The organism is Nitratireductor sp. PBL-C9 (assembly GCF_050877045.1).
Taxonomy (GTDB): Bacteria; Pseudomonadota; Alphaproteobacteria; order Rhizobiales; family Rhizobiaceae; genus Nitratireductor; species Nitratireductor aquimarinus.
Map to the genome: position 1 here is coordinate 1 of NZ_JBPAXW010000001.1, position 24,159 is coordinate 24,159.

Here is a 24,159-nt window from a genome sequence, read left to right on the forward strand (position 1 = left end):
TCATCCGCGACATGCTCAGGCGCAACGCCTTCCCAATCGAGACCCCGCGCGATTTCGGCGAGGATCCGATCAAGGCCGTGCACGATCCCGATTACGTGGATTTCTGGAAGGACGCCTATGAGCGCTGGCGCGCCGAAGCGCCGGATCAGGAGCCGATCCCGAACTGTCATCCCGGCCCGCGCCGGGGGCGTCCGTCATCCTCCGTTTTCGGTCAGCTCGGCTGGTGGGCGACCGACACGTCGGTGCCATTGACGGAAGGCACGTGGAACGCGGTCTACTGGTCGGCGCAGACAGCGCTTGAAACCGCCGAACGGGTGAAGGAAGGCGCGCGCATGGTCTATGGCCTGTGCCGCCCGCCGGGCCACCACGCGCTTTCCAACGCCTCGAACGGCTTTTGCCTGTTCAACAATGCGGCCATTGCCGCGCAGAGCCTGCGCTCGCGTTTCGGCAAGGTGGCGGTGCTCGACATCGATACCCACACCGGCAATGGCACGCTCGACATCTTCTATGATCGCGGTGACGTTTTCGTCTGTTCGCTGCACACGGACCCGGATCTCTACCCGACCTATTATCTGGGTTATGAGGATGAGCGTGGCGAGGGCGAAGGCGAGGGGGCGACGCTCAATCTTTGCCTGAAACCCGGCTCCGACACCGAGACGATCCTGACGCGCTTCCGCGAAGGGCTCGCGGCGCTCAGGGATTTCGGCACGGAAGCGCTGGTGGTTTCGCTCGGCCTCGACATGGCGGAAGACGATCCACTGTCGGAGGTGAAACTTACAGGCGAAGGGTTCGCGACCATGGCGCGCGAGATCGTCGGGCTCGGCCTGCCGACTGCGCTGATCCAGGAGGGCGGTTATCTCGGCCCGTCATTGTCGAAAAATGCGGAAATCTTCCTCACCGCCAGCCGTGACGCGCTGGCGAGCGCGGCGGACTGACAACGGACATGCCATCACCCCGGATTTCAAACGGGGTGATGGCGCGATGCTCGATCTGCTCTCGTATTTGTGCGGATTTCAGCTGAAAGCGAAACGCGCTATCCGCGAAGCGCCTTCACCAGACGCGCCGAACGGCGCAGCGCAGTGAGGGCCGCGCCGATGGCCACGATCCAGAGCGCCACGGTCAACACTTCACTGCGCCCGTTCCAGAGCGGCTCGAAGAGCGACAGCACGGCCGCCGCCGTGATGGTCGCCATGCGGTGCGGCTTGGCCATCGGGCCGGAAAAGTCTGCCTGCTGGCCGCAGGCGCGACCGAGCTCGCGCACATAAGCCGTCAGGACGGCAAAACCCGCCGCCGCCCAGCCAAGTGCTGGCAGGCCAAGGCCATAACCGACACCGATGAGGATCGCGATATCGGCGACCCGGTCGGGAAACTCGTTCCAGAAAGCGCCGTCCGGCGCGCTTTTGCCCGCCTCGACCGCAACCATGCCATCGAACAGATTGCACAGGAGGCGGAACTGCACGAACAGCCCGCCCAGAATGAGAAGCACTGCCCGGATCACGCCATCGGCAGATCCCGCCTGCCAAAGGGCGAGACCGGCGAGGGCTGCAAAGCCCATGCTCGCCATGGAAATCTGGTTTGGCGTGATGGCTGTGGCGGCCAGCCAGCGCGTGATGCTGTGCGCCCAGCCGGTGTCGCGGCTGGCCAGCGGACGTCGGTTCTCAGTATCGCTCACGGTCGGGCGCTCCATAGGGTGTAGGTGTAAAGGGCGGCATAGGATGTGGCGACCGTCAGCGGCAGGGCGACCGTCGCAAGGATTTCGGGCGTGCCCGCTGCCGCGTGGATCGCGGACAGAAGCGTTGCGGAAACGAGACAGGCGATGAGCGGCGGCAGAACCAGCGCGCCAAGGCCGGAAAAGCGACTGGTCAGCCACTCCACGATGCGCTTCAGGAACAGTGTGATGCAGGCGGACAAAAGCCCCTGCACCATGCCCGCCACCAGCGGACGCGGCATTGCGTGCCCCCGGTTGGCGAACACGGCCCAGCTTCCCATGGCGAGAAACGCGAACGCCATGTGAACGGCGCTCGATCTCGCCAGTCGGGCAAGCGCAGGGCTCATGTGAGCGACCACCAGTAGCGCACCAGGTGGAAGAAGATCGGGGCCGAGAAGATGACCGAATCCAGCCGGTCGATGAAACCGCCATGCCCGGCGATCAGATGCCCCCAGTCCTTCACGCCGCGATCACGCTTGATGGCAGACATGACGAGCCCGCCGAAAAAGCCCAGAAGCACGATGACGAAGGACAGAAGCCCGGCCTGAACCGGGGTGAAGGGCGTCATCCAGAACAGCCCCGCGCCCACCAGCGTTGCACTGAGCGCGCCACCGATCAAACCTTCCAGTGTCTTGGAGGGCGAGAGGTTGGGCGCGATCTTCGTGCGCCCGAGCAGCTTGCCCCAGACATATTGCAGGACGTCGCTCGACTGCACGACCACCACGAGGAAGGCGATCAGAAGCAAATTGCGTCCCTCATAGCCGGGGATATCCAGCGTGAGGAGCGCGGGCACGTGGGACACACAGAAGACGCAGATCATCAGCGCCCATTGCACCTCCGCCACCCGGACGAGGAAATGATCCGTATCGCCGCGCACCGCCGAGACAATGGGCAGAAGAAGGAACGCATAGACCGGCACCAGGATCGAATAGAGGCCGTACCAGTCGATATAGATGAGATAATATTGCAGCGGCAGAAAGATGAAGAAGGCCGAGGCGAGCGCCCAGTGGTCGCCGCGCCGCGTGTTGGTCAGCGTTACGAATTCGCGCAGTGCGGCGAATGATGCAAAAGCGAACAGCAGGATCGCGCCAACCCGGCCGAACATCAGCGCGCCGCCCATGAGGATGATCATCACCCACCAGGCGTTCACCCGGTCGTTGAGGTTTTCGATGGCCGTGTTGGTGCCATCGGGCGAGAATTTGCGCTGAAGCACATAGCCCACCAGCGATGCCGCAATCAGCACGCCGGCCAATCCGCCGAGCAGTTTCAAAAGGTCGATCTGATGTTCACTCATCACGCGTCACCTTCCGAAGCTGCCGAGAGGAAAAGAAGCGCATCGCGCGCCCGGGTGAGGAAAGCCTCTTTCGTTTCGTCATCGCCGACCCGCATGGCTTCACCGAACGTGACCGTGCAGATGAGCGGTACGGGCACGAATTCGCCCTTGGGCATGACGCGGTTCAGATTGTCGATCCACACCGGAACGAAATCCACGTCTGGCCGCGTCTTGGCCAGATGGTAGATGCCGCTCTTGAAAGAGAGCAGCGGCGCGTCGGTCTCGTTGCGCGTGCCTTCGGGAAAGATGATGAGGGAGGCCCCGCCATCCAGCGCATCGGCCATTTGCCCGATGGGGTCGCTTGCGCGCGTGTCCCGGTTTCTGTCGATCAGAACCGCATTGAACACGTCACGGCCGATGAAGCGCCTGACGGGTGATTTCAGCCAGTAATCGGCGCCGGCGACGGGCCGGGTCTGCCGGCGCATGCGCGGCGGCAACACCGTCCATAGCAGGATGAAATCGCCATGGCTCACATGATTGGCGAAATAGACGCGCTGACGGGGAACCGGCTCGATGCCCTGCCAGTCGGCGCGTACAGCGGTGATGAAACGTGCAAACAGCGTGATCGCGCCTGCCGCCACCCGCGACAAAAATGCCATTGTGTCCCCTGGAGCTTTGCGTGGAAACCAGATTCAGACGCTGTATAGAACGGTTGCAGCGTGCGGCCAAATAATAACGGCGATTGAAAACAGCATGAATTCTCCATGCCCGAAAAGGCATGGATGTAATGGAGCCTGACACGTTAACAGCGCCACGGGTCGTGCTCGACTGTCCCGTGGCGGTGCAGAGCGGGCATTTTCATTTCCTGTACTGTCATCGCCTCCGCTCAGGTTGAAGGGCGGGCCATGCGGGGCTTATTGGCACATAAGCTAGTTTTCCTATTTTGAAATCGTCGTTGCACCCGGCCTTGCTAACCACGACGTCTTCGCTTGCAGATTGAGAAGGTGTTTACACGGCGTGTCGCCGTTTACATGCGCAAGTATGTGGATCGTTATAGCTCGCTGTGATGGCACTGGAGGAGGCCAGCAGGTTTTCCAGACCGTGCGCGAGCCGGGAAAGAGGCAGCGTTACAACGCCCGCACAATAACCCCTGTGGTTTCACGATGACGGATGGCTGTCCGTCAGCCCGGTCGTCAGATTCAGTCAGTATTGGTCAGAATTGGTAGGTGGAATCTGACCTGAAACACTCTGTATTGAAAGTGATATCGGCTGGAACACGTGTCTTCCGGGAGGATATTGAGGCATGACGGATCGGATGGTTGGTTTCTGTGCGACGGAAACCGGGAGGGGTAGCAGGACCTTATCCAAGCGTGTCCGGCTCTCCCGCGCGCTGTACGCGTCGCTCATGCTGACCACGGCGCTCGTTCCCGCCACCGCCATGGCCGATGACGTTTTGCCCACCGGGGGACAGTTTACGACCGGCAACGGGACAATATCGGCAAACGGCCCGCGGTTGGATATCCGCCAGACGACCGAAACCGGCGTCGTGAACTGGAGCGGCTTTTCTGTAGGATCGGGCAATCAGGTTCATTTCGACAACGGCAACGGCGCGACGCTCAATCGCGTCACCGGCAATGTTTCAAGCCAGATCGACGGCAGCCTCACCGCGACCGGCAGCGTGTTCCTCATCAATCCAGCCGGTGTGGTGGTCGGCAGTGGCGGTCTGGTCGCTACGGGAGGTTCGTTTGTCGCCTCCACGCATGACGTGACCGACAGTGATTTCCTCAATGGCGGCGGGATGACCTTCTCCGGCAACAGCACCGCCGAGGTGACGAATGCCGGCACGATCCGCTCTGCACAGGGCGACATCGCCCTGATTGCCCGGCGGGTGGAGAATACCGGCACACTGGAAGCCCCCAACGGCACCGCCGCGCTTGGCGCAGGCTACAAGGTGCTGATGAAAGATGCCGCCGATACGGACGGGCTCCTCTCCGTGGAACTTGGTGGCCCGGACACAGAAGCGGTGAATTCCGGCACGATTGCTGCCGCGAATGCCGAGATCCGCGCCAATGGCGGCAATGTCTATGCACTGGCCGGCAACACGGACGATGTCATCAAGGCGACGGGCGTCACCAGTTCCGGCGGCCGCATTTTTCTGACCGCCGGGGCCACGGGCAAGGTAAGGGCCAGCGGTCGCCTCAAGGCACGCAGGATGGCGGCGAACGTGCCCATTCCGACACCGCGTCCGGCGCGCGAGGGCGGAACGATCACCGTCACCGGCGGGGACATCACGGTCACCGGAACCTTTGACGCCTCCGCTGAAAGCGATGGCGACAGGGGTGGCGAGATCATGATCTTCGCCGAAAAGGACACAACCGTCTCCGGCGCGCTCAGCGCGCGGGGCGGGACCGGCGGCACGGGTGGCTTTATCGAGACTTCGGGCAGGAAGACCGTCGACTTCAACGGCGTCTCGATCGACACATCCGCTGCGGGCGGTACGACGGGCAACTGGCTGATCGACCCGGAAGACATCATCATCACTTACGGGCCGGCGCAGACGATTCAGAACGCCCTCGCAAACTCGAACGTCACGCTGCAAACGACGGCGACGACCGCAAACGGCCCCGTGGCCGGCACCCCTGGCGCCGGCGACATTATCGTGAACAATGGCCTGGCCTGGAGCAGCACAAACACGCTGACGCTGGACGCCTACAACGATATCGAGATGAACGCTGGCGTGTTGGCGCCGAATGGCGGCCTGACGCTGATCGCAAAAGGTCAGGGCGGACCCGATAGCGTCGGCACGATCCACACCCATTCCAACTATGCCCTTGTCGATGTCGGGACCTTCACCCTTCAGCGCGGCTATTGGGGGCAGGTCGGGGCTGCCCTGCCATCATTCAAGGCGGGCGACTTCCGGGTTGATGAGTATGCTGGGCAGTTTGTGCGGGCGCGCGGCGGGGACGGGACCGCAGCAAACCCGTATCAGCTCTCCGATATCTACGGGCTTCAGGGAATCACAGACAGGGATCGTCGAGCAGGGGTGTTTGCTCAACTCAGTTATCAGCTCGTCAGTGACATCGATGCGTCGCCAGTGTCGGGGTGGAACAGCGGCGCAGGGTTCAGGCCCGTCAGACTGGCAGGCAATCTGGACGGCCAGGGCCATACGATCGACGGGCTGTTTATAAACCGGCCCTCAGGTCACAATGTTGCACTCATTTCTTATTGGGGGGGGGCCGTTCCGTCGGAGCCGGAAATCAAGGACCTCAACGTCACCAATGCCAGCGTGACCGGAGGTTCCCAGACAGCGATCCTGGTCGGTGAGAACAGCGGCGGGGCCATCGGTCATCACATGTCGAATGTCACTGTCAGCGGTACGGTTGAGACAGAAACGTGGGGCGCAGGCGTCGTAGGCCGGTTTCATGGAAACCTCGACAGATCGACGATGACCAATGTGCATGCGGATGTTTCTGTCACGGAAAACGGCACGGGCAGCGCCGTCGGTGGCCTGGTGAGCATTGTGACTGAGGGGCTGACCATATCGAATTCCAGCTCGACTGGAACAATAACCGGATCGCGTTCTGGCGGACTCGTTGGAACCGCCAATGACAACAGCAACAGGGTCGAAAATTCCTACTCGACCGCGACGGTTGTTGCGTCAGGCAACTTCCGTGTGGCTGGAGGTCTTGTCGGGGGCTCCGAGGACCTCACGATTGAGAACAGCTATTTTTCCGGACAGGTGCTCGGCATCAATGGTGCTTCTGCGGGTGGTCTCATTGGCGAGGCCGACCGGTACACGACCATTATGAACTCCTTTGTCACGGGGCGCGTGGCGACCGATGGCTATGCGGGCGCACTTATTGGTACGCTCCGGAATAACAATGTATCCATGACCAACGCGGCCTGGGACATTGGCACGACCGGACAGAGCGACGCGATCGGATATACGGCGTTCTATACTCCGACAGTTACCAACACCGGCAGCCGGACCACCGCGCAGATGCAGGGCTCGCTCGACTTCGGGCTTGGCTTCAGCCTGAACAACACCATCTGGGCCACTGGCAACGACCTCTACCCCTATTTCGGCTGGCAATATGCTTCGACGCCGGTTGCCGTTTCGGGCACGGCCTATGCTGACAGCGGCAGCACACCGCTTTCCGGGGCTGATGTCAGCGGCATTTCCGGCGGCAGCCTGTTTGGCTCTGCCGTTACCGGCGCCAATGGCTACTACTATATCCTGACCGATGCGGGATCGCTCGACGCTGCCGGCGTTCTCACCTATCTCGATGGCGAGAGCACGCAAAGCGCAACCTATTCCGACCGCATGACTGCCAGCGGGGTCTCCGGCGCGGACATCTGGGGCAACACGTTCCGGGTCGAGACGGACGCCGCGGCGCTTACGGATGTTTCCACGAACCTGCAGACCACGCTGGGTTCGTTCAGCGACAGCGATCTGGATTTCATAACCAATCTTCCGGGCAGCGTTCTGAGATCGGACAACAATGGCAAGAGCCTTGATATTGTTCTGGACGCCGGATCTGACTTTTCACTCAACATGAGTATGCACGCAGGGGGCGGGCTGACCGCTTCAACCGGCGGCACATTCTCTGTCGACAAGAGTTCCGTGTTTGTCGGGGCCGTCAATGGCGACCTGACGGTAAACGGGGACCTTGCCTGGGCGAGTTCCAATGAACTCACTCTCTACAGTCATGCCAGCAACACTTCGATCACGGTCAACGGATCGGTGACGGCCGCCAGTGGCAGGCTGCGCGTTGACCGGACAGGCACCGCAACCAACATCGCCGCCATGGTGACCGGCGACATTTATGTCGACCGGTTCCAGTCTGACGCCAGTTGGACGCAGGTCGGCAGCACACTTCCGGGTTTCCACGCCAATGATTTCAACATAGCGGGCGGCGAGTTCCTTCGTGCGCTCGGGGGCGATGGGTCATCTGCAACGCCCTATCAGATCGCGGATGTCTATGGATTGCAGGGCGTGGGATCGAGCGGTCTTCTCGGCAGCGCCTTTGTCCTTGCCAACGATATCGATGCATCGGGTACGGCAGGCTGGAATGGCGGTGCAGGCTTCGACCCGATCGGCGTCTACGGCGCCGAATTCAGCGGCAGTCTCGACGGACAGGGGCATGCGATCAGCGGTCTGACCATCGACCGCGCAGCCGACGACTATGTCGGCCTGTTCGGCTATGCCGCTGCCGGTTCGTCCCTGTCGGATCTCATCCTGTCCGGCGGAAGCGTCTCCGGCAATGGTCATGTTGGCGCACTGGCTGGATACGCCGGATCCACCATCGGTGATGTGCAGACCTCGACGGACGTTTCCGGCACAGCCCACAGCATCGGCGGTCTGGTCGGCACGCTGGATGGGACGGTCGCCCGATCCTCCGCCACCGGTGCGGTGACCGGCATTGGCGGCGTCAGCGATATCGGGGGGCTGGTTGGTGTCACCTATAGCGGATCGACGATCCATCAGTCCTACGCCACCGGCAATGTGACTGTCGGCGGCGCGATCAACCTGAACTTCAACTTTGGCGGTCTGGTCGGGTACAATACGGGCTCCATCACGCAATCCTTCGCTACCGGCAATGTGACGGCAGGCGGCAACGGGGCCGGTGGCCTGGCCGGCGTGAATGACGGGTCGATCACGGATTCCTATGCGACGGGCGCCGTGTCGGCTGCCGCGTTCGCGGGCGGCCTTCTGGGGCAACTGGCTACATCCGGATCGGTTGCAAGAGCCTATGCCACAGGCTCCGCCTCTGCCGGCGACGGCAATGAGGGCGGCATTGCAGGGCTCGTTGATACCGGCGCTTCCTTCAGTGCGACTTTATGGGACACCGATGCGTCTGGCCTGACGGATGCTGTCGGCTTCTCGTATGATCCCACGGTTCCCGGCGTGACCGGCCTTACAGGCGCGCAGATGACGCAGCTCTCGACCTTCACCGCTTATGGCTTCAACATTGATGATGAGGGCGGGACAGGCGCGGTCTGGCGCATCTACGATGGGTATACGACCCCGCTCCTGCGCGGTTTCATGACCGGTCTCAGCGTGACGGGCGGCAGCGTCAGCAAGGTTTATGACGGCAGCGCAGCAAGTCCCGATGTGGGAACGCTCGTTTATGGCGGCCCCTATGACGGCTCCCGGATTTTCGGCACGGCCAGCTATCTTGCAGCCAACGCAGATGCGGGCACCTATACGGGCGGCAACCTGACCCTGGCGGGGCTTTATTCCGGCCAGTTTGGCTATGATCTGACGCTTGCATCGGGTTCTCTCGCCATCACGCCCGCCACCCTGTGGGTGACGGCAAATGCGGCGAGCATGACCTATGGCGACGGTGCGCCGACCCTTGGCTATTCCCACAGCGGACTGGTCGGCGGCGACAACACATCGGTATTCACCGGAGCGCTGTCCAGTGGCGCGACCTCCACCAGCAATGTGGGCGCCTATGGGATCACGCAGGGGTCGTTATCGGCTGGCGGCAACTATCAGATCGCCTTCACCGGCGCTGACGTGACCGTCAACAGGCGCGCAGTCACGGTGCGGGCGGACGATCTGCAGCGCGACATTGACGAAGCCAATCCCGCGCTGACCTACGCCATCGTTTCCGGATCGCTGGTCAATGGCGACCAGATGAGCGGCAGCCTGTCCACGACGGCGAACCTGAACTCCCCGGTCGGCGCATACGCCATTGGTCAGGGCTCACTGGCGCTCTCGCCCAATTACGAACTGACCTATCTCGGCGGCATTCTCACCGTCCTCGACGGGTCGAATATCCCGACACCCGATATCCAGCCTCAGGCATATGAGTCTTCACCGCCTCTGCTGATCGAAGCAGGAGATGGAGAGACCGAGACCTGCGAACCGGTGGCTGTCAGCGAAAGCGGCCCGCTGGCCGTTTACCCCTGTAACCGATCTTACGGCGCATGGCTGAGCGCTGCGGTGGAATGATGATGACATCAGAGTTTTCGATCCGTCAGCATCTGCTGACGCTGCCCATCGCACTGAGCGCTGGCATTCTCCTCTTTCAACCCGTTGCCTTTGCGCAGTCCGCCCTTGAGCGCAACCTGCCGCAGGTTGCGCCGGGTGAGCCGGTTTCTCTCGGCGTTGATGAACAGGAGTTCGGTGCGACAGATACGACGCCGCTCGGGGTTGATCTGGCCGGCGTTTATCTGATCGGAGAAGATGATGCGGCTGCCGCTGCACCGCCGAAAGGCGTCGGGGGAAAAATCGAGATCATCGACTGGCAGGCCGCTGAGACTGCACTGGGCGCGTTCATCGGTGAGCCGCTGACGCTGGCGCTGGCGGGCAGGATCCAGGCCGCAATCGCCCGCGTCTACAGGGATGCCGGTTACCCGTTTGTCTCCGTCACCCTGCCGCCGCAGGAAATCACCAGCGGTGTGCTGCAGGTCCGTGTCATAGAGTTTCGCACCGGTGAAGTGACGGTCGAAGGCGTTGCCGCCGGCGAAGCCGAGGGCATTCGGAAGGGATTGCGCGCAGCGCGCGGAGAGAAAATCGATGCACGGGCGCTGGAAGAGGATCTGAACTGGCTGAACCGCACTCCATACCGGCGCGCCGAAGGGGTGTTTCGGCCCGGCGAGGACACCGCGCTCAGCAATCTTGACGTCATGATCCGGACGCAGCGGCCCTGGCAGGTCTTTGCCGGCTGGTCGAATTCCGGCTCAAGCGACACCGGGCGGGACCGCTATTTCCTTGGTGGTTCTGCGCGTCTGCCCCTGCCGGGCGCACCCTGGATTTCCTATCAGATGACGGCAAGCGACGACATCTGGAGCGACCCGGGGATCATCATTCCGCGGGAGGGTGATTATCCGGGTTACATCAGTCATGCGGGCAGATTGACCATCCCGACCTTCGCCCGCCAAAGTCTGGAAATCGCCCCGGCCCTGGTTGCGAGCAGCGACCGGCCGAACCGCTTTTTCACCATTGAGAACACCACGTTCGAACTGCCGGTGATCTATCGGTCGGCGGTCTCCAACATCCTGCCGGGACGCTATTGGGGCGATATCTATGGCGGTGTTGAGTTCAAGCGTCTCGAACGCCGTACATTGTTCAACGGCGTGTCGGTGGCAGAGGGAAGTGCGGAGCTTTTCCAGCTGGTGCTGGGCTGGAGCGGGGATTTCGAAGACCGCTGGGGCAAAACGGTCGTCGATGTGCGCGTGAAAGCCAATCCGGGCGGTGTGCTTCACGGCAATGACATGGCCAGCTGGTACCCATTTTCCAATGGCCGCATCGATGACCTTCGATACGCCTACCTGGCCATGGATCTCACCCGCGCCACACCACTGCCGGCGCAGCTCTCCTGGATTTCCTCACTCTCGGGAACCCTTGCCGGCGAGGCGCTGCCGGATACCGAGCGCGTCTCTCTTGGCGGGCGCTATGCGGTGCGCGGTTACAATTACGATGATGTGAGCGTGGACAGCGGCATCATCTGGCGCAACGAACTGCGTTTGCCGAACATCTCGCTGCTGGGAGACCGGGTCGGGGGCGACTGGCTTCCGCCCGTTCAGGACAGCCTGTCCCCCTACTTCTTCGCCGATCTCGGCTTCGGGGGCGATCACAGCACGGACCGGAGCACAACGCTGGGCGGGCTTGGAGTGGGGTTCGATTACAGTGTCGGCGAAACCTTCTCAGCCAGTTTCATAGCCGGCGTTGCTCTCAGTGACGGTGGAAACACGCAGGCCGGTGACTGGAACCTGCAGGGTTCCATAACGGCGCGTTTCTAGCTGTCTGGACCGACGCCGTCCCATGCGCGCCGGCTCATGGCATTGACGATTCGGATGTTCCTTCAGGCCGTGAGACGGCTGCTGTCGCCAAGTGATGGCGGCTGTTCCCCGTCGCCCTGCGCGGCTGCAATGCCATCCACAATTAAATAAATGCAATTGTCGTGGCTGCCAGGCGCGTTGTCTGAATACCCTGCCAATTGATGCACACTGCCGCGGTGACACGCGAAAGCAGTGTGCTTCCGCGCGCCGCATCCGCGACAAAAACGCCGCATCGAATGCCTCTTTCGCTATGCCAAAAACGAAGGTAAATGAAAGCAATATGAAAATTCTGTGTCCGACAGGTATAGACATATTGTTCTTCAGGTGTTGTCATCCAACGGTAACAATAGCTGGTCAAGAGAGATCGGTTTCAAAATCGGCGACCAGCTCTACAGGGAGATAAGAGATGAAATTTCGCGCAATGCTTTCCGCCGCGACTGCTTTAACGGTGGCGCTGCCGGCAATGGTCGGCGTCGCACAGGCCGAAGCAACCCAGATCCAGTTCTGGCATGCTTTCACCGGTCGTCTCGGTGAACTTCTGGACAAGCAGGTAGCGGACTTCAACGCCAGCCAGGACCAGTATGAAGTCGTTGCCACGCTCAAGGGCAACTATTCGGAAGCTCTGAACGCAGGCATTGCCGCTTTCCGCGCCGGCGAACAGCCGCACATCCTGCAGGTGTTCGAAGTCGGCACCGCGACGATGATGGCTGCCAAGGGCGCGATCAAGCCGGTCTACGAAGTGATGGCGGAAGCCGAAGCCGATTTCGACCCGAGCGCGTATCTCGCGCCGGTTGCCGGCTACTACACGAACACCGACGGCGAGATGCTGTCGCTGCCCTACAACTCCTCCACGCCCGTTCTCTACATCAACAAGAACGCGCTTGAGGCTGCCGGTCTCGACCCCGAGACCAAGCCGGCTACCTGGTCGGAAGTCGAGGAAATCCTCGTCAAGCTGAAGGAATCGGGCTCCGAGTGCCCGCTCACGACGGCATGGCAGTCCTGGATTCATCTTGAGAACCTGAGCGCCTACCACAATGTGCCGTTTGCCACGGAAGCCAATGGCTTTGCCGGCACCAACACCGAGCTCGCCTTCAATGGCGACCTGCAGGTGAAGCACATCGACAAGATGGGCGCATGGGCGAAAGACGGCCTGTTCAGCTATTCCGGCCGCCGCAATGAGGGCGGTGCGCGCTTCCGTTCGGGCGAGTGCGCCATGTTTACCGAATCCTCCGCTGGCTATGCCGGTGTGAAGGCCGAGGCCGACTTCCCGTTCACCGTGACGAACCTGCCTTACTGGGCGGATGCGGAAGGCGCGCCCTTCAACACGATCATCGGCGGCGCATCGCTGTGGGTCATGTCGGGCCATGAGGGCGAGGAATATGCCGGCGTTGCCGACTTCCTGAACTACCTCTCCAGCGCCGAAGTGCAGGCTCAGTGGCACCAGGACACCGGCTATCTGCCGATCACCACCGCCGCTTACGAGCTGACCAAGGAGCAGGGCTTCTACGACGAGAACCCCGGCACCGACATCGCCATTCTGCAGATGACCGGCAAGGCCCCGACGGACAACTCCAAGGGCATCCGTCTCGGCAATTTCGATCAGGTCCGCGCCATCATCGACGAGGAACTGGAAGCCGTATGGCAGGGTGAGAAAGACGCCAAGACCGCACTCGACGAAGCTGTGAACCGCGGCAACCAGCTGCTGCGCCGCTTCGAGCAGTCGACGCGCTAATCTTGTAAAATTGCGGGGCCGGCACAACAGCTGCCGGCCCCGTATCATTTGGTCGGCCCATGGAAAAACGCGTTACCTTCGACAATCGATTATTGCCATACCTGCTGCTCGCGCCGCAGCTTCTGGTGACCATTGTCTTTTTCTTCTGGCCTGCCGCACAGGCCCTCTACCAGTCGCTGCTTCTGCCTGATCCGTTCGGTCTGGGCGCGCAGTTCGTCTGGTTCTCGAACTTCCAATATCTCTTCAGCGACCCGTATTATCTCAAGTCGTTCATCACGACGGCGGTCTTCACCTTCTTCGTGACGGTGGTTTCCATGTCGGTCGCGCTGCTTTTCGCCGTTATGGCCGATCAGGTCATAAAAGGCGCGGGGACCTACAAGACGCTGTTGATCTGGCCCTATGCCGTCGCGCCTGCCGTTGCCGGCGTGATGTGGCTGTTCATGTTCCAGCCCTCCATCGGCGTCATCGCCTTTTATATGAAGGCCATCGGCATCGACTGGAACCCGGTTCTCAATGGCGGTCAGGCCATGTCGCTTGTCATCCTCGCTGCCGCGTGGAAGCAGATCAGCTACAATTTCCTGTTTTTCCTGGCCGGTCTGCAGGCCATTCCGAAGAGCCTGATCGAGGCTGCCGCCATCGACGGCGCGGGCAAGTGGCACCGCTTCCGCACGATCATCTTCCCGCTTCTGTCGCCCACCACCTTCTTCCTGCTGGTGGTCAACATCGTCTATGCCTTCTTCGAGACGTTCGGCATCATTCACACGATGACCGCAGGCGGCCCCGGTCAGTCGACCACCATTCTCGTCTACAAGGTCTACTCCGACGGTTTCGTCGGGCAGGACCTCGGCTCCTCCGCCGCCCAGTCCGTCATCCTGATGGTTGTCGTGGGCATTCTGACCGTCATCCAGTTCCGCTTCATCGAGCGGCGCGTGCATTACTGAGGAGGGCGGATCATGGTCGAAAAACGGGGTTTTGGAACCATTCTGATGCATGCGGTGCTGATCATCGGCATCGCCATCGTCTGCTTCCCGATCTATCTCACCTTCGTCGGCTCGACGCTGACGCATTTTGATATCATCCGCCCGCCCATGCCATTGCTGCCCGGGCCGCATCTCATCGACAATTACAGCGAGGCGCTGGCTTCGGGCGTGACCGCGCCTGTCGGGCGCATGCTGTTCAACTCGTTCATCATGGCCATGGGCATTGCGATCGGCAAAATCGCGATCTCCATCCTGTCGGCCTATGCAATCGTCTATTTCCGCTTCCCCTTCCGCATGCTCGCCTTCTGGGCGATCTTCATGACGCTTATGCTGCCGGTGGAAGTGCGTATCGTGCCGACCTATGAGGTCGTGGCCTCGCTTGGCCTGCTCAATTCCTATACCGGCCTGATCCTGCCGCTCATCGCCTCGGCAACCGCCACCTTCCTCTTCCGCCAGTTCTTCATGACCGTGCCGGACGAGCTGGTGGAGGCTGCGCGCGTCGATGGCGCGGGGCCGCTGCGCTTCTTCAAGGACATCCTGCTGCCGCTCTCGGTGACCAACATCGCAGCGCTGTTCGTGATCCTCTTCATCTACGGTTGGAACCAGTTCCTCTGGCCATTGCTCATCACCACAAAGCCGGAGATGAACACCATCGTGATGGGTCTGAAGCAGATGATGCCGACCGCCGATGACTACGGCAACTGGCCCGTGACTATGGCAGCCGCCATGCTGGCCGTTCTGCCGCCGGTGGCTGTGGTGATCTTCATGCAGCGCCTGTTCGTCAAAGGCCTCGTCGAGACAGAAAAATAGAAGGACCGAAATCGGCATGGCGACGATTTCCATTCGCGATATCCGCAAATCCTACGCAAAGACCGAGGTCATTCACGGCGTAAGCCTCGATGTGGCCGATGGCGAGTTCATCGTCATTGTCGGCCCCTCCGGTTGCGGCAAGTCCACGCTTCTGCGCATGGTCGCAGGCCTCGAGCGCATCACCAGCGGCACGATGGAAATCGACGGCCGGGTGGTCAACGATCTGGAACCGCGCGAGCGCGACATCGCCATGGTGTTCCAGAACTACGCGCTCTATCCGCATATGAGCGTGTTCGACAACATGGCCTATGGCCTCAAGATTGCCGGCAAGACGAAGGACGAGATCCGCCAGCGCGTCGACAAGGCCGCCACCATGCTGCAGCTCGAGCCCTATCTCGACCGCAAGCCGCGCGCCCTTTCCGGCGGTCAGCGCCAGCGCGTCGCCATGGGCCGTGCGCTCGTGCGCAATCCCGCCGTCTTCCTGTTCGACGAGCCGCTTTCCAACCTCGATGCCAAGCTGCGTGTGCAGATGCGTCTCGAGATCAAGCAGATGCAGCGCTCGGTGGGCACCACCGCGCTCTACGTGACGCATGATCAGGTGGAAGCCATGACGCTGGCCGATCGGCTGGTGGTCATGAATGGCGGCATTGCCGAGCAGATCGACACGCCGATGAATGTCTATGAACGTCCGGCCACGCGCTTTGTCGCCGGCTTCATCGGTTCGCCGGCCATGAACATTCTGCAGGGCAGCGTCTCGGGCTCGGATTTTGAGCTGGAAGGCGGGGGCAAGCTGGCGCTCGACGCCCAGCCCGCAGAAGCTGGCCGGCCGCTTCTCTTCGGCGTGCGCCCGGAGCATCTGCAGCTTGTTTCGGCGGATGAGGCCACGCTCAACCTGTCGGTCACCGCAGTGGAAACGCTTGGTGCGGACACGCTTGCTCACGGCAAACTGTCCGGCGCAAATGGCGCGGGCGGCGAGCTGATCGCCCGGCTGTCCGGCAGCGCGCAGGTCGCTCCCGGCGACACGCTGCCGCTTGCCATCCAGAAGGGCATGACGCATCTCTTCGATGCCGAGACCGGCAAGCGCCTCTGACAAAAAGCGCCGCCGGGCGAAAGGCCCGACGGCGCTTGAAAAAATTAGCGCAAGTTTCTGAAAATCAGGTGCAAAGCGGGTTCGGCATGTAACCGACAAAGCCGGTGATCTTCCAGCGCCCGTCGATCTTCGAGCAGAAATAGAGCGTTTGCCAGTTCAGCCGGTCGACGGTGCCGTCGGCCTTGGCAACCATGCCGTTGAATTTCTTGTGCAGGACCGCGCGGTCGCCATCGATGTCGATGTCGCGCATATTGGTAACGCGGAACAGGGCTTCGCGCAGCGGCTCGGCAAACGCAGTGGCCGCCGTCTCCTTGCCCTGACGCAGCCACTCGTCGCGATAGGTCTCGACGTTGGGAAACTGAAGCCGCCAGGAATCCGCATCGCTCAAAAAATGCGCGTGCATGCCAAAGAAGCGGTCTTCGGCAAAATCCCCTTCCACCATCGACCAGTCCTGCGAGAGGAACGCGTCGATGTCGCGCCGCACCAGCATCTCCCATAAGTAATGACGGTCGGCGTCGCCTTCGGGAAAGGGATTCTTGTCGTAGTTCATCAGCTCCTCCGTCTTGATGATGGGGTTTGGGGGCAGGATCTAGAGCGTCCCCACTTTTCCTGGAATTGCTCTAGGTCAGGCGGCCACGCGCAGCGACCGGAACGGTCTCGGTGACGGTGTCGCCATCGGCAAGGTTCACCGCGTCATAGAGGTTGGACACCGGGCAGACATGGTTGGGAATGATGCGCACTTTCTCGCCGATTTCAGGTTTTTTGGCAGAGCCTGAAAGATCGATGACGCCGTGCTCCTCGCTGAGCCCGGTAATCACCGCATCGGGATATTCCACGATGTGACCATGGCCGGGCACGGGCGCGAGGTCGGCGGCGAGCGCCTTGGAGCCCGCATCGATGACCGCGCGGTTCTCCGTCGGGCGGCTCACCACCGTGGCAAGCACCGTAAACGCGCAGTCTTCCAGCGTGCCATGGCCGAAAGCCACCTGCATCCGGTCTGAATAGATATAGGTTCCGGGCCTGTGCTCGGTCGCGCTCTTCACGCTTCCCGCCTCGTAGAAATCGGGCGAGCCGCCACTGGAAACCGTGTTCGCCCTGAGGCCGTTTTTCTCAAGTGCGGCGATGGCCTCGCTCAGCCATTCTTCCACCTCGGCGAGTTTCCCGCGCGGCGGATAGGTCATCAAGCCTTCGAAGCGCAGGCCAGGTGCTGCGTCGATTTCTTTCGCGAGCGTCACGACCTCTTCCATCGTCTGCACGCCGCAGCGCCCCGCGCCCGTATCGCACTCGATGAGAACCGGAAGGGGATGATCGGGATCGGTGAAATGCGCGGCATAGCCTGCCACCGTCACCGCACTGTCGGCGGTGATCGAGATGGTGATGCGCCGGTGCAGCGCCAGAAGCCGGTCGAGCTTGCCCGCGCCCAGAATGTTGTAGGGGATGAAGATGTCGGTAATCCCGGCATCGGCCATCACTTCGGCCTCACCGATTTTCTGGCAGGTGATGCCCACTGCGCCCAGGTCGCATTGAAGCTTTGCGAACATGGGCAGTTTGTGCGTCTTGATGTGCGGGCGTAGCTTCAGACCATGTTCGTCGGCATAGGCCTGGGCACGAACAAGGTTGGCTTTCGCCCTGGCGCGGTCGATGACCACCGCCGGCGTTTCCAGGTCGAGAATGCGCACGGCATCAGTCTCCAATGGGCAGTTCGGGATCGCGGATATTCTGGCTGGCAAGGCTATGGCGCACGCGGCGCAGCGGTTCAAGCACCTTCTTGCCGAGCGTCAGGGCCGTCGCCATGGCGATGATGTCGACGCTCGCCAGCAGCGCATACCGCATGGAGGAAGGTTTGTAGAGATTGCCGTCTTCCTTGAAGGTCAGCGGCAGAAGCGCGTCGCCGGCCTCGGCCAGCGGCGTGTTGGGCGTCGTCACCACGTAAGCCCGCGCGCCATACTGGCGGGCGATGGTCACCGCATCCATGACGGAGGGCGCCTGGCCCGAAACGGAAAACCCGATCACCACCGCTTTCGGCTCCAGAACGGAAGCGCTCATGCGCTGCAATTGCGGATCGGTGTGGGCGGTGACGTGCAGGCCAAGGCGAAAGAGCCGGTTCTGCAATTCCACGGCGGCAAAGGACGAGCTGCCGCCAGTGCCATAGATCAGGATTTGGCTTGCCCGGCTGATGCTGCGGGCCATCGGCTCCAGATCGATATCGGCCAGCGCCATCGACATGAGGTCGAGCGCGGCATGTGCGCCGGTCGCCACCTTTGCGACCACCTGACCGGAAAGCGGCAGCTCCTCCACCGGCGCGCTCGGCTCGCGCAGATAGGCCCCGCCAATGGCGAGCGCCTGCGCAAGGTGAAAACGCATGTCGCGCGTGCCGGGGAAACCGAGCGCCCGCGCCAGCCGCGTGATGGTCGGTTCGCTCACGCCCGCCCGTTCGGCGATCTGCGCAATCGGCGCGTGCGCCGCGAAATGCGGATCGGCCAGAATGCTCTCGACCAGACGAATTTCCGCGCCGCGCCCCCGCTCCAGCCGGTCCTGCAGCCGGGCGATGATATCGACCGTTCGTTCCGTATCGTTGGGGGCGCGTTCGTCCATTCTCAGGCTGCCTTCAGTCGCTGGCCATTGTCGTGGTCGAACAGATGCACGTGCTCGACGGGCACCGCAAGCCGCAATTCCTCACCGGGCCGCGGCAGATCGCGGTCGCGCAGGACGACGCGCACATCCTCGCCCGCAATCGTTCCGAACACATGGATTTCCGGTCCTGTCGGCTCCACCACCGCCACTTTGAGCGCCAGCGGTCCCTGCGGGTCACGCACATAGGATTCAGGCCGGATGCCGATCGTGACCGGGCGTCCGTCGCCCGCGCCGGCGGCGATGGGCAGTTTGCTGCCATCGCCCAGAACGGCAACCGGCGCGCCATCGGCGCTTTCCGTCCGCGCCTGAAGGAAGCTCATGGCAGGCGAGCCGATGAAGCCGGCGACAAAGGTGTTTGCGGGGTTGTCATAGAGCTCCAGCGGCGTGCCCACCTGCTCGATATTGCCGCCATTCATGACAACGATCCGGTCGGCCATTGTCATGGCTTCGATCTGGTCGTGGGTCACATAGACGATGGTGGTGCCGAGCTTCTGATGCAGCGCCTTGATCTCGGTGCGCATCTGGATGCGCAGCTTGGCGTCGAGATTGGATAAGGGCTCGTCGAACAGGAATACTTTCGGATCGCGCACGATGGCGCGGCCCATGGCGACGCGCTGGCGCTGACCGCCGGAAAGCTGTCCCGGCTTGCGATCCAGATAGTCGCCAAGATTGAGAATTTCAGCCGCCTTCTTGATGCGGCGCTCCGTTTCGTCCTTGGGCTCGCCGCGCACGCGCGGACCGAAGCTGATATTGTCGCGCACGCTCATATGCGGAAAGAGCGCATAGGACTGGAACACCATGGAGGTGTCCCGCTTCTGTGGCGGGATATCGTTGGCGCGCGCGCCGCCGATCATGAGGTCGCCGGCGCTGATCGCTTCCAGCCCCGCAATCATGCGCAGAAGCGTGGACTTGCCGCAGCCGGACGGCCCGACCAGAACGACAAACTCGCCATCGTCGATGGCCAGAGACAGTTTCTCGATGACTGTCAGAGAGCCGTAGCGTTTGCAGATATCCGTCAGTTTCAACTCAGCCATGAAGGGGCTCCTTAGCCGGCGATCTGTTCGAGAAAGGGCAGGTTTCCGGCGGAAATGCCTGCATCCACGGGAAGCACCGTGCCGGTGATGCCGCTTGAAAGCGGGGAGGCGAGGAAAGCGGCGGCGCGCGCCACCTCCGCAGGCTCCACCATGCGGCGCAGCGGATAAAGCGCTCCGACCTTGCCGAGAATCTCCGGGTCGCGCTCGATGCGATGATCCCACGCCATGGTGCGAACGGAACCAGGCGTGATCGCATTGGCGCGGATGCCGTGCCGGCCTTCTTCCGTGGCGACCGCGCGCATCCAGGCGATCAGCCCCGCCTTGGCAGCCGCATAGGCGGGGTTGCCGTAATGGGAGAGCGCGTTGATCGATGAGATGAAGACGAAGGCCGCGCCGCCTTCGCGCTGGCGGAGGGCCGGCAGAAACGCCTGCGAAAGACGCGCCGCACTGCGCAGATTGAGGTTCAGCTCATGGGTCAGCGCTTCGGGCGTGACGTCATCCAGCGTTTCGGCGCGTGTCCACCCGGCATTGGAGATGATGGCGGAAGGGACCCCGTTTTCGCAGATCCGTTTTGCAGCCGCCTCGACCGCTTTATCGTCCAGCAGGTCGAAACGCTGCGCCTCTGCGACGCCGGCGAAGGATAAATCGGCCTCATCCAGATCGCACGCGACGACTGAAGCCCCGAAACCCGACAGAACCTCCACCATGGCCCGGCCAATGCCACCGGCCGCGCCCGTTACGACGATTCTCTGGCCACCAAGATCGATCATTGCACTCCCATTCATTCGCTCGTTTCGTCCGCCGCTTTTGTGCTCGTGTTTTTCGTTTCACAGGCAGACGGGGCGTCGGCAGTTACACCAGCCGACATCTAAAGCTTGCCGAAAAATCGTAATTTAGCAACACGATTGTGCGATTTTCCTTGCCAGAAGCGAATTTCTGTAAAAAAATTACATAAAAGATTGCCGCTCACGCCGAGAAGGCAACCGGGAAAACAGGTCGGCCGCCGCCTCCCGAACGGGAGATGGAACAGGAACCCAAGAGAGGAACAGGGAGACAGACATGAAAAGGACTGCACTCAGGACAGCCGTTGCCGGCGCTGCTTTGTTAGCCGCGATGGGATGGACGCATGCAGAGACTGTGCGCGTGACCGTTGCGGAATACAGCTCGAAAACCGGCCCGTATTTCGAGGAAGCCGCAAAAGCCTTTGAGGAAGCCAATCCGGGCTCCGAAATCCAGGTCGAAGTGGTGCCGTGGGATGTGCTTCTGCAAAAGCTGACCACCGATATTTCCGGCGGCGCCAATGCCGATCTCTCGATCATCGGCACGCGCTGGCTGATCGACTTCGTGGATCAGGGCATTGCCGCACCGCTCGATGATTACATGACTCAGGACTTCAAAGATCGCTTCTTCCCGGTCTTCCTTGAGCCTTCGGTGATGCAGGAAAAGACCTATGGGCTGCCGGTCGCCGCATCGGCCCGCGCCATGTATTACAACAAGGACCTGTTCGAGCAGGCCGGCATTACCGAAGTTCCCGACACGTGGGATGAGCTTGCCGAGGCAGCCAGGAAGATCGGCGCGCTGGGCGATGATATTGCCGGCTTCGGACTTCAGGGCAAGGAAATCGAGACGGACGTCTATTTCTACTATGCGTTCTGGGCCTATGGCGGCGAGCTGGTGGAAGAAGACGGCACGTCCGGCCTCGACACCGATGCCGGCTACAAGGCGGCGGAGATGTACAAGTCGCTGATCGATTCCGGCGCAACGCAGCCGGGCGTCACCTCCTACAATCGTGAGGACGTGCAGAACCTGTTCAAGCAGGGCAAGGTCGGCATGATGATCACCGCGCCGTTCCTTTCCAACCAGATCAAGGAAGAAGCGCCGGATCTCAAATATGGCGTGGCGGCCATTCCGGCCGGTCCCGAGGGTGACCGTGGCACCTATGGCGTGACCGATTCCATCATCATGTTCGAGAATTCCGAGAACAAGGATCTGGCCTGGAAGTTCCTCGATCAGCTGTTCACCACCGAATGGCGCGCCAAGTTCACCTCCGGCGAGGGCTTCCTGCCGGTCAATCCGGAAGTCGCGGCGCAGCCGGCCTTTGCCGACAATGCCGATCTGAAGGAGTTCACCGCGCTTCTGCCGGACGCCCGCTTTGCACCGGTCATCGCCGGCTGGGAGGAGATCGCGGCAACCACGTCAGATGCGGTCCAGACCATCTATCTGGGCAATGGCGAGGCCAAGGCCACGCTTGATGCCGCTGCCGGCGAGATCAACAGCATTCTCGGCAACTGATCACGGCCTGACCGAACCGGCATGCGCGGCCCAGCGCCGCGCATGCCGACTTCCAAGTTTCATCCGGCGATGAGCCGGCAAAACGTGACGGGACCATGATCCGCTCGCCTCTGACCAATCCCTATCTGCTGATCCTGCCGGGGTTCCTGCTCGCCGCGTTCATCATCCTGTGGCCGCTCTACCAGCTCGGCACGATTTCGCTCAATGACGTCAATCGTTTCGGCCAGTTGCGCGGTTTCAACGGTGTCGAAAATTACGTGGCGGTCTTCACCGATCCTGATTTTCTGGGCGCGCTGTGGCGCACCTTCATCTGGACCGGCGCCATCGTCATCGGCACGCTCGTCGTTTCCGTGCCCGTCGCCATGATCCTCAATGAGGATTTTTATGGCCGCGCGATTGCGCGCGTCATCATCATGCTGCCCTGGGCCGTGTCGCTGACCATGACCGCCATTGTCTGGCGCTGGGCGCTGAACGGCGAAAGCGGCATGCTCAATTCCGGCCTTCATGGCCTCGGTCTCATCGACCAGAACATCCAGTGGCTCGCCCGCGCCTCCACCGCCTTTCCGGTGCAGATCATGATCGGCATTCTGGTCACGGTGCCCTTCACCACGACGATCTTTCTCGGAGGACTCTCCTCCATTCCCGACGATCTTTATGAGGCGGCGAAGCTTGAGGGCGCGTCGCGCTGGCAGACATTCCGCGAGATCACCCTGCCGCTGATGAAGCCGTTCCTGAACATCTCCATCGTGCTGAACATGATCTATGTGTTCAACTCGTTCCCGATCATCTGGGCCACCACGCAGGGCGGTCCTGCGAACTCCACCGATATTCTCGTCACCTATCTCTACAAGCTGGGCTTCCGCTTCGGGAAACTCGGCGAGGCCTCGGCCCTTTCGGTGATGATGTTCGTGCTGCTGCTTGCCTTCACCGTTCTCTATGTCTCGCTGGCCATGCGGAGGGAACGCACATGAGCCCGAAGCTGAAAAAATCCCTCCTCTACTGGGCGCTGCTCTCGCCGCTCATCGTGCTGATCCTGTTCCCGTTCGCCGTGATGTTCATCACCGCGATCAAGCCGGCAAATGAAGTGCTTTCGCCCACCTGGTGGCCGCGCGAGCCGGCATGGCGCAACTTTATCGACATGTGGGCCGTCACCAATTTCGGCAATGCGCTGTGGAACTCGGTCTATGTGTCGGTTCTGTCGACCGTGCTGGCGCTCGCCGTCTCCATTCCCGCAGCCTATGCGATGAGCCGTTTCCGTTTCGCGGGACAGGGCTTCTTCCGCCAGTTCCTTCTGGTCACGCAGATGCTGTCGCCCATCGTGCTGGTGATCGGCCTGTTCCGACTGGTCGTGTGGCTCGGCCTGCTCGACAATGTGAATTCCATCGTCTTCGTCTATGGCGCGTTCAACGTCGCCTTCACGGTGTGGATGCTGCAGAGCTATTTCTCCACCATCCCGAAGGATCTGGAGGAAGCCGCCTGGATCGAGGGCGCGAGCCCGGCAAAGGCGCTGGTTATGGTGTTCCTGCCGCTTGCCCTTCCGGCCATGACGGTTACCGCCATCTTCTCCTTCATCAATGCCTGGAACGAGTTCGTGATCGCACTCACCATGCTGCGACGGCAGGAGAGCTACACGCTGCCGATCCAGATCTTCTCGCTGGTTGCCGGCCGCTACACGGTCGAATGGCACCATGTCATGGCGGCCACGTTCGTCGCCACAATTCCCGTCGCCATCATCTTTGCCTGGTTGCAGCGCTATCTCGTGCGCGGCCTCGCGATCGGCGCGGTGAAATAGGTCTCAAAACGGAGTTTATCG

At 61.6% G+C, this 24,159-nt stretch carries 19 protein-coding genes; 10 read left to right on the forward strand and 9 right to left on the reverse strand.

What is annotated here, in order from left to right:
- The coding region (locus ACRTG1_RS00005) for a histone deacetylase family protein (RefSeq protein ID WP_432515480.1) at nucleotides 1-935 on the forward strand (935 nt) is incomplete at its 5' end.
- 98 nt (nucleotides 936-1,033) lie between these two features.
- Here ACRTG1_RS00005 and ACRTG1_RS00010 read toward each other — a convergent pair.
- The 4 genes from ACRTG1_RS00010 to ACRTG1_RS00025 are packed head-to-tail and all read right to left on the reverse strand — an operon-like array spanning nucleotide 1,034 to nucleotide 3,640.
- Nucleotides 1,034-1,672 (reverse strand): CDP-alcohol phosphatidyltransferase family protein, encoded by a 639-nt coding sequence (locus ACRTG1_RS00010; protein ID WP_432515481.1) that lies wholly within the window; start codon nucleotides 1,670-1,672, stop codon nucleotides 1,034-1,036.
- Nucleotides 1,669-2,055 (reverse strand): hypothetical protein, encoded by a 387-nt coding sequence (locus ACRTG1_RS00015; protein WP_206546481.1) that lies wholly within the window; start codon nucleotides 2,053-2,055, stop codon nucleotides 1,669-1,671. The genes ACRTG1_RS00010 and ACRTG1_RS00015 overlap by 4 nt, the downstream gene beginning before the upstream one ends.
- Nucleotides 2,052-3,002, reverse strand: coding sequence for a phosphatidate cytidylyltransferase (locus ACRTG1_RS00020; protein ID WP_432515482.1), 951 nt, complete (start codon nucleotides 3,000-3,002; stop codon nucleotides 2,052-2,054). Before ACRTG1_RS00020 ends, ACRTG1_RS00015 begins: the two co-directional genes overlap by 4 nt.
- The gene (locus ACRTG1_RS00025) at nucleotides 3,002-3,640 is read right to left on the reverse strand and encodes a lysophospholipid acyltransferase family protein (RefSeq protein ID WP_432515483.1); all 639 of its coding nucleotides are present in this window, start codon (nucleotides 3,638-3,640) and stop codon (nucleotides 3,002-3,004) included. The genes ACRTG1_RS00020 and ACRTG1_RS00025 overlap by 1 nt, the downstream gene beginning before the upstream one ends.
- Nucleotides 3,641-4,284: 644 nt before the next feature.
- Between ACRTG1_RS00025 and ACRTG1_RS00030 the strand changes: the two genes are divergently transcribed.
- From ACRTG1_RS00030 to ACRTG1_RS00055, 6 genes are all read left to right on the forward strand, one after another.
- The gene (locus tag ACRTG1_RS00030) at nucleotides 4,285-9,942 is read left to right on the forward strand and encodes an MBG domain-containing protein (RefSeq protein WP_432515484.1); all 5,658 of its coding nucleotides are present in this window, start codon (nucleotides 4,285-4,287) and stop codon (nucleotides 9,940-9,942) included.
- 2 nt (nucleotides 9,943-9,944) lie between these two features.
- A complete protein-coding gene (locus tag ACRTG1_RS00035; protein WP_432515485.1) occupies nucleotides 9,945-11,735 on the forward strand; it encodes a ShlB/FhaC/HecB family hemolysin secretion/activation protein in 1,791 nt (596 codons plus the stop codon).
- Between the two features lie 445 nt (nucleotides 11,736-12,180).
- Nucleotides 12,181-13,506, forward strand: coding sequence for a sn-glycerol-3-phosphate ABC transporter substrate-binding protein UgpB (gene ugpB / locus ACRTG1_RS00040; RefSeq protein ID WP_113157072.1), 1,326 nt, complete (start codon nucleotides 12,181-12,183; stop codon nucleotides 13,504-13,506).
- 59 nt (nucleotides 13,507-13,565) lie between these two features.
- Complete coding sequence (gene ugpA, locus ACRTG1_RS00045) at nucleotides 13,566-14,447, forward strand: sn-glycerol-3-phosphate ABC transporter permease UgpA (protein WP_432515486.1); 882 nt, start codon at nucleotides 13,566-13,568, stop codon at nucleotides 14,445-14,447.
- Nucleotides 14,448-14,459: 12 nt separating this feature from the next.
- A complete protein-coding gene (gene ugpE / locus ACRTG1_RS00050) occupies nucleotides 14,460-15,296 on the forward strand; it encodes a sn-glycerol-3-phosphate ABC transporter permease UgpE (protein WP_113157070.1) in 837 nt (278 codons plus the stop codon).
- 16 nt (nucleotides 15,297-15,312) lie between these two features.
- Entirely contained in the window at nucleotides 15,313-16,386 is a 1,074-nt protein-coding gene (locus ACRTG1_RS00055) for a sn-glycerol-3-phosphate import ATP-binding protein UgpC (protein ID WP_297559110.1), read from the forward strand.
- Nucleotides 16,387-16,450: 64 nt separating this feature from the next.
- On the opposite strand, the gene ACRTG1_RS00060 is transcribed toward ACRTG1_RS00055, so the two are convergent.
- The 5 genes from ACRTG1_RS00060 to ACRTG1_RS00080 all read right to left on the reverse strand — a co-directional run bounded on the left by ACRTG1_RS00060 (nucleotide 16,451) and on the right by ACRTG1_RS00080 (nucleotide 20,839).
- Nucleotides 16,451-16,936 (reverse strand): hypothetical protein, encoded by a 486-nt coding sequence (locus ACRTG1_RS00060; protein ID WP_206546475.1) that lies wholly within the window; start codon nucleotides 16,934-16,936, stop codon nucleotides 16,451-16,453.
- A gap of 70 nt (nucleotides 16,937-17,006) precedes the next feature.
- On the reverse strand, nucleotides 17,007-18,065 hold the full coding sequence (locus ACRTG1_RS00065) for a D-TA family PLP-dependent enzyme (RefSeq protein WP_432515487.1): 1,059 nt from the start codon (nucleotides 18,063-18,065) through the stop codon (nucleotides 17,007-17,009).
- Nucleotides 18,066-18,069: 4 nt separating this feature from the next.
- Nucleotides 18,070-18,981, reverse strand: a complete 912-nt coding sequence (locus ACRTG1_RS00070) for a MurR/RpiR family transcriptional regulator (protein ID WP_113157066.1) — start codon at nucleotides 18,979-18,981, stop codon at nucleotides 18,070-18,072.
- Between the two features lie 2 nt (nucleotides 18,982-18,983).
- Nucleotides 18,984-20,054 (reverse strand): ABC transporter ATP-binding protein, encoded by a 1,071-nt coding sequence (locus ACRTG1_RS00075; RefSeq protein ID WP_113157065.1) that lies wholly within the window; start codon nucleotides 20,052-20,054, stop codon nucleotides 18,984-18,986.
- 11 nt (nucleotides 20,055-20,065) lie between these two features.
- A complete protein-coding gene (locus tag ACRTG1_RS00080) occupies nucleotides 20,066-20,839 on the reverse strand; it encodes an SDR family NAD(P)-dependent oxidoreductase (protein WP_244974885.1) in 774 nt (257 codons plus the stop codon).
- Nucleotides 20,840-21,113: 274 nt separating this feature from the next.
- Here ACRTG1_RS00080 and ACRTG1_RS00085 point away from each other — a divergent pair, with 274 nt between their 5' ends.
- From ACRTG1_RS00085 to ACRTG1_RS00095, 3 genes are all read left to right on the forward strand, one after another.
- Nucleotides 21,114-22,346, forward strand: coding sequence for an ABC transporter substrate-binding protein (locus ACRTG1_RS00085; protein ID WP_432515488.1), 1,233 nt, complete (start codon nucleotides 21,114-21,116; stop codon nucleotides 22,344-22,346).
- Nucleotides 22,347-22,441: 95 nt separating this feature from the next.
- Entirely contained in the window at nucleotides 22,442-23,317 is an 876-nt protein-coding gene (locus ACRTG1_RS00090) for a carbohydrate ABC transporter permease (protein WP_113157062.1), read from the forward strand.
- Complete coding sequence (locus ACRTG1_RS00095) at nucleotides 23,314-24,138, forward strand: carbohydrate ABC transporter permease (RefSeq protein ID WP_206995810.1); 825 nt, start codon at nucleotides 23,314-23,316, stop codon at nucleotides 24,136-24,138. Before ACRTG1_RS00090 ends, ACRTG1_RS00095 begins: the two co-directional genes overlap by 4 nt.
- Nucleotides 24,139-24,159 lie beyond the last annotated feature (21 nt).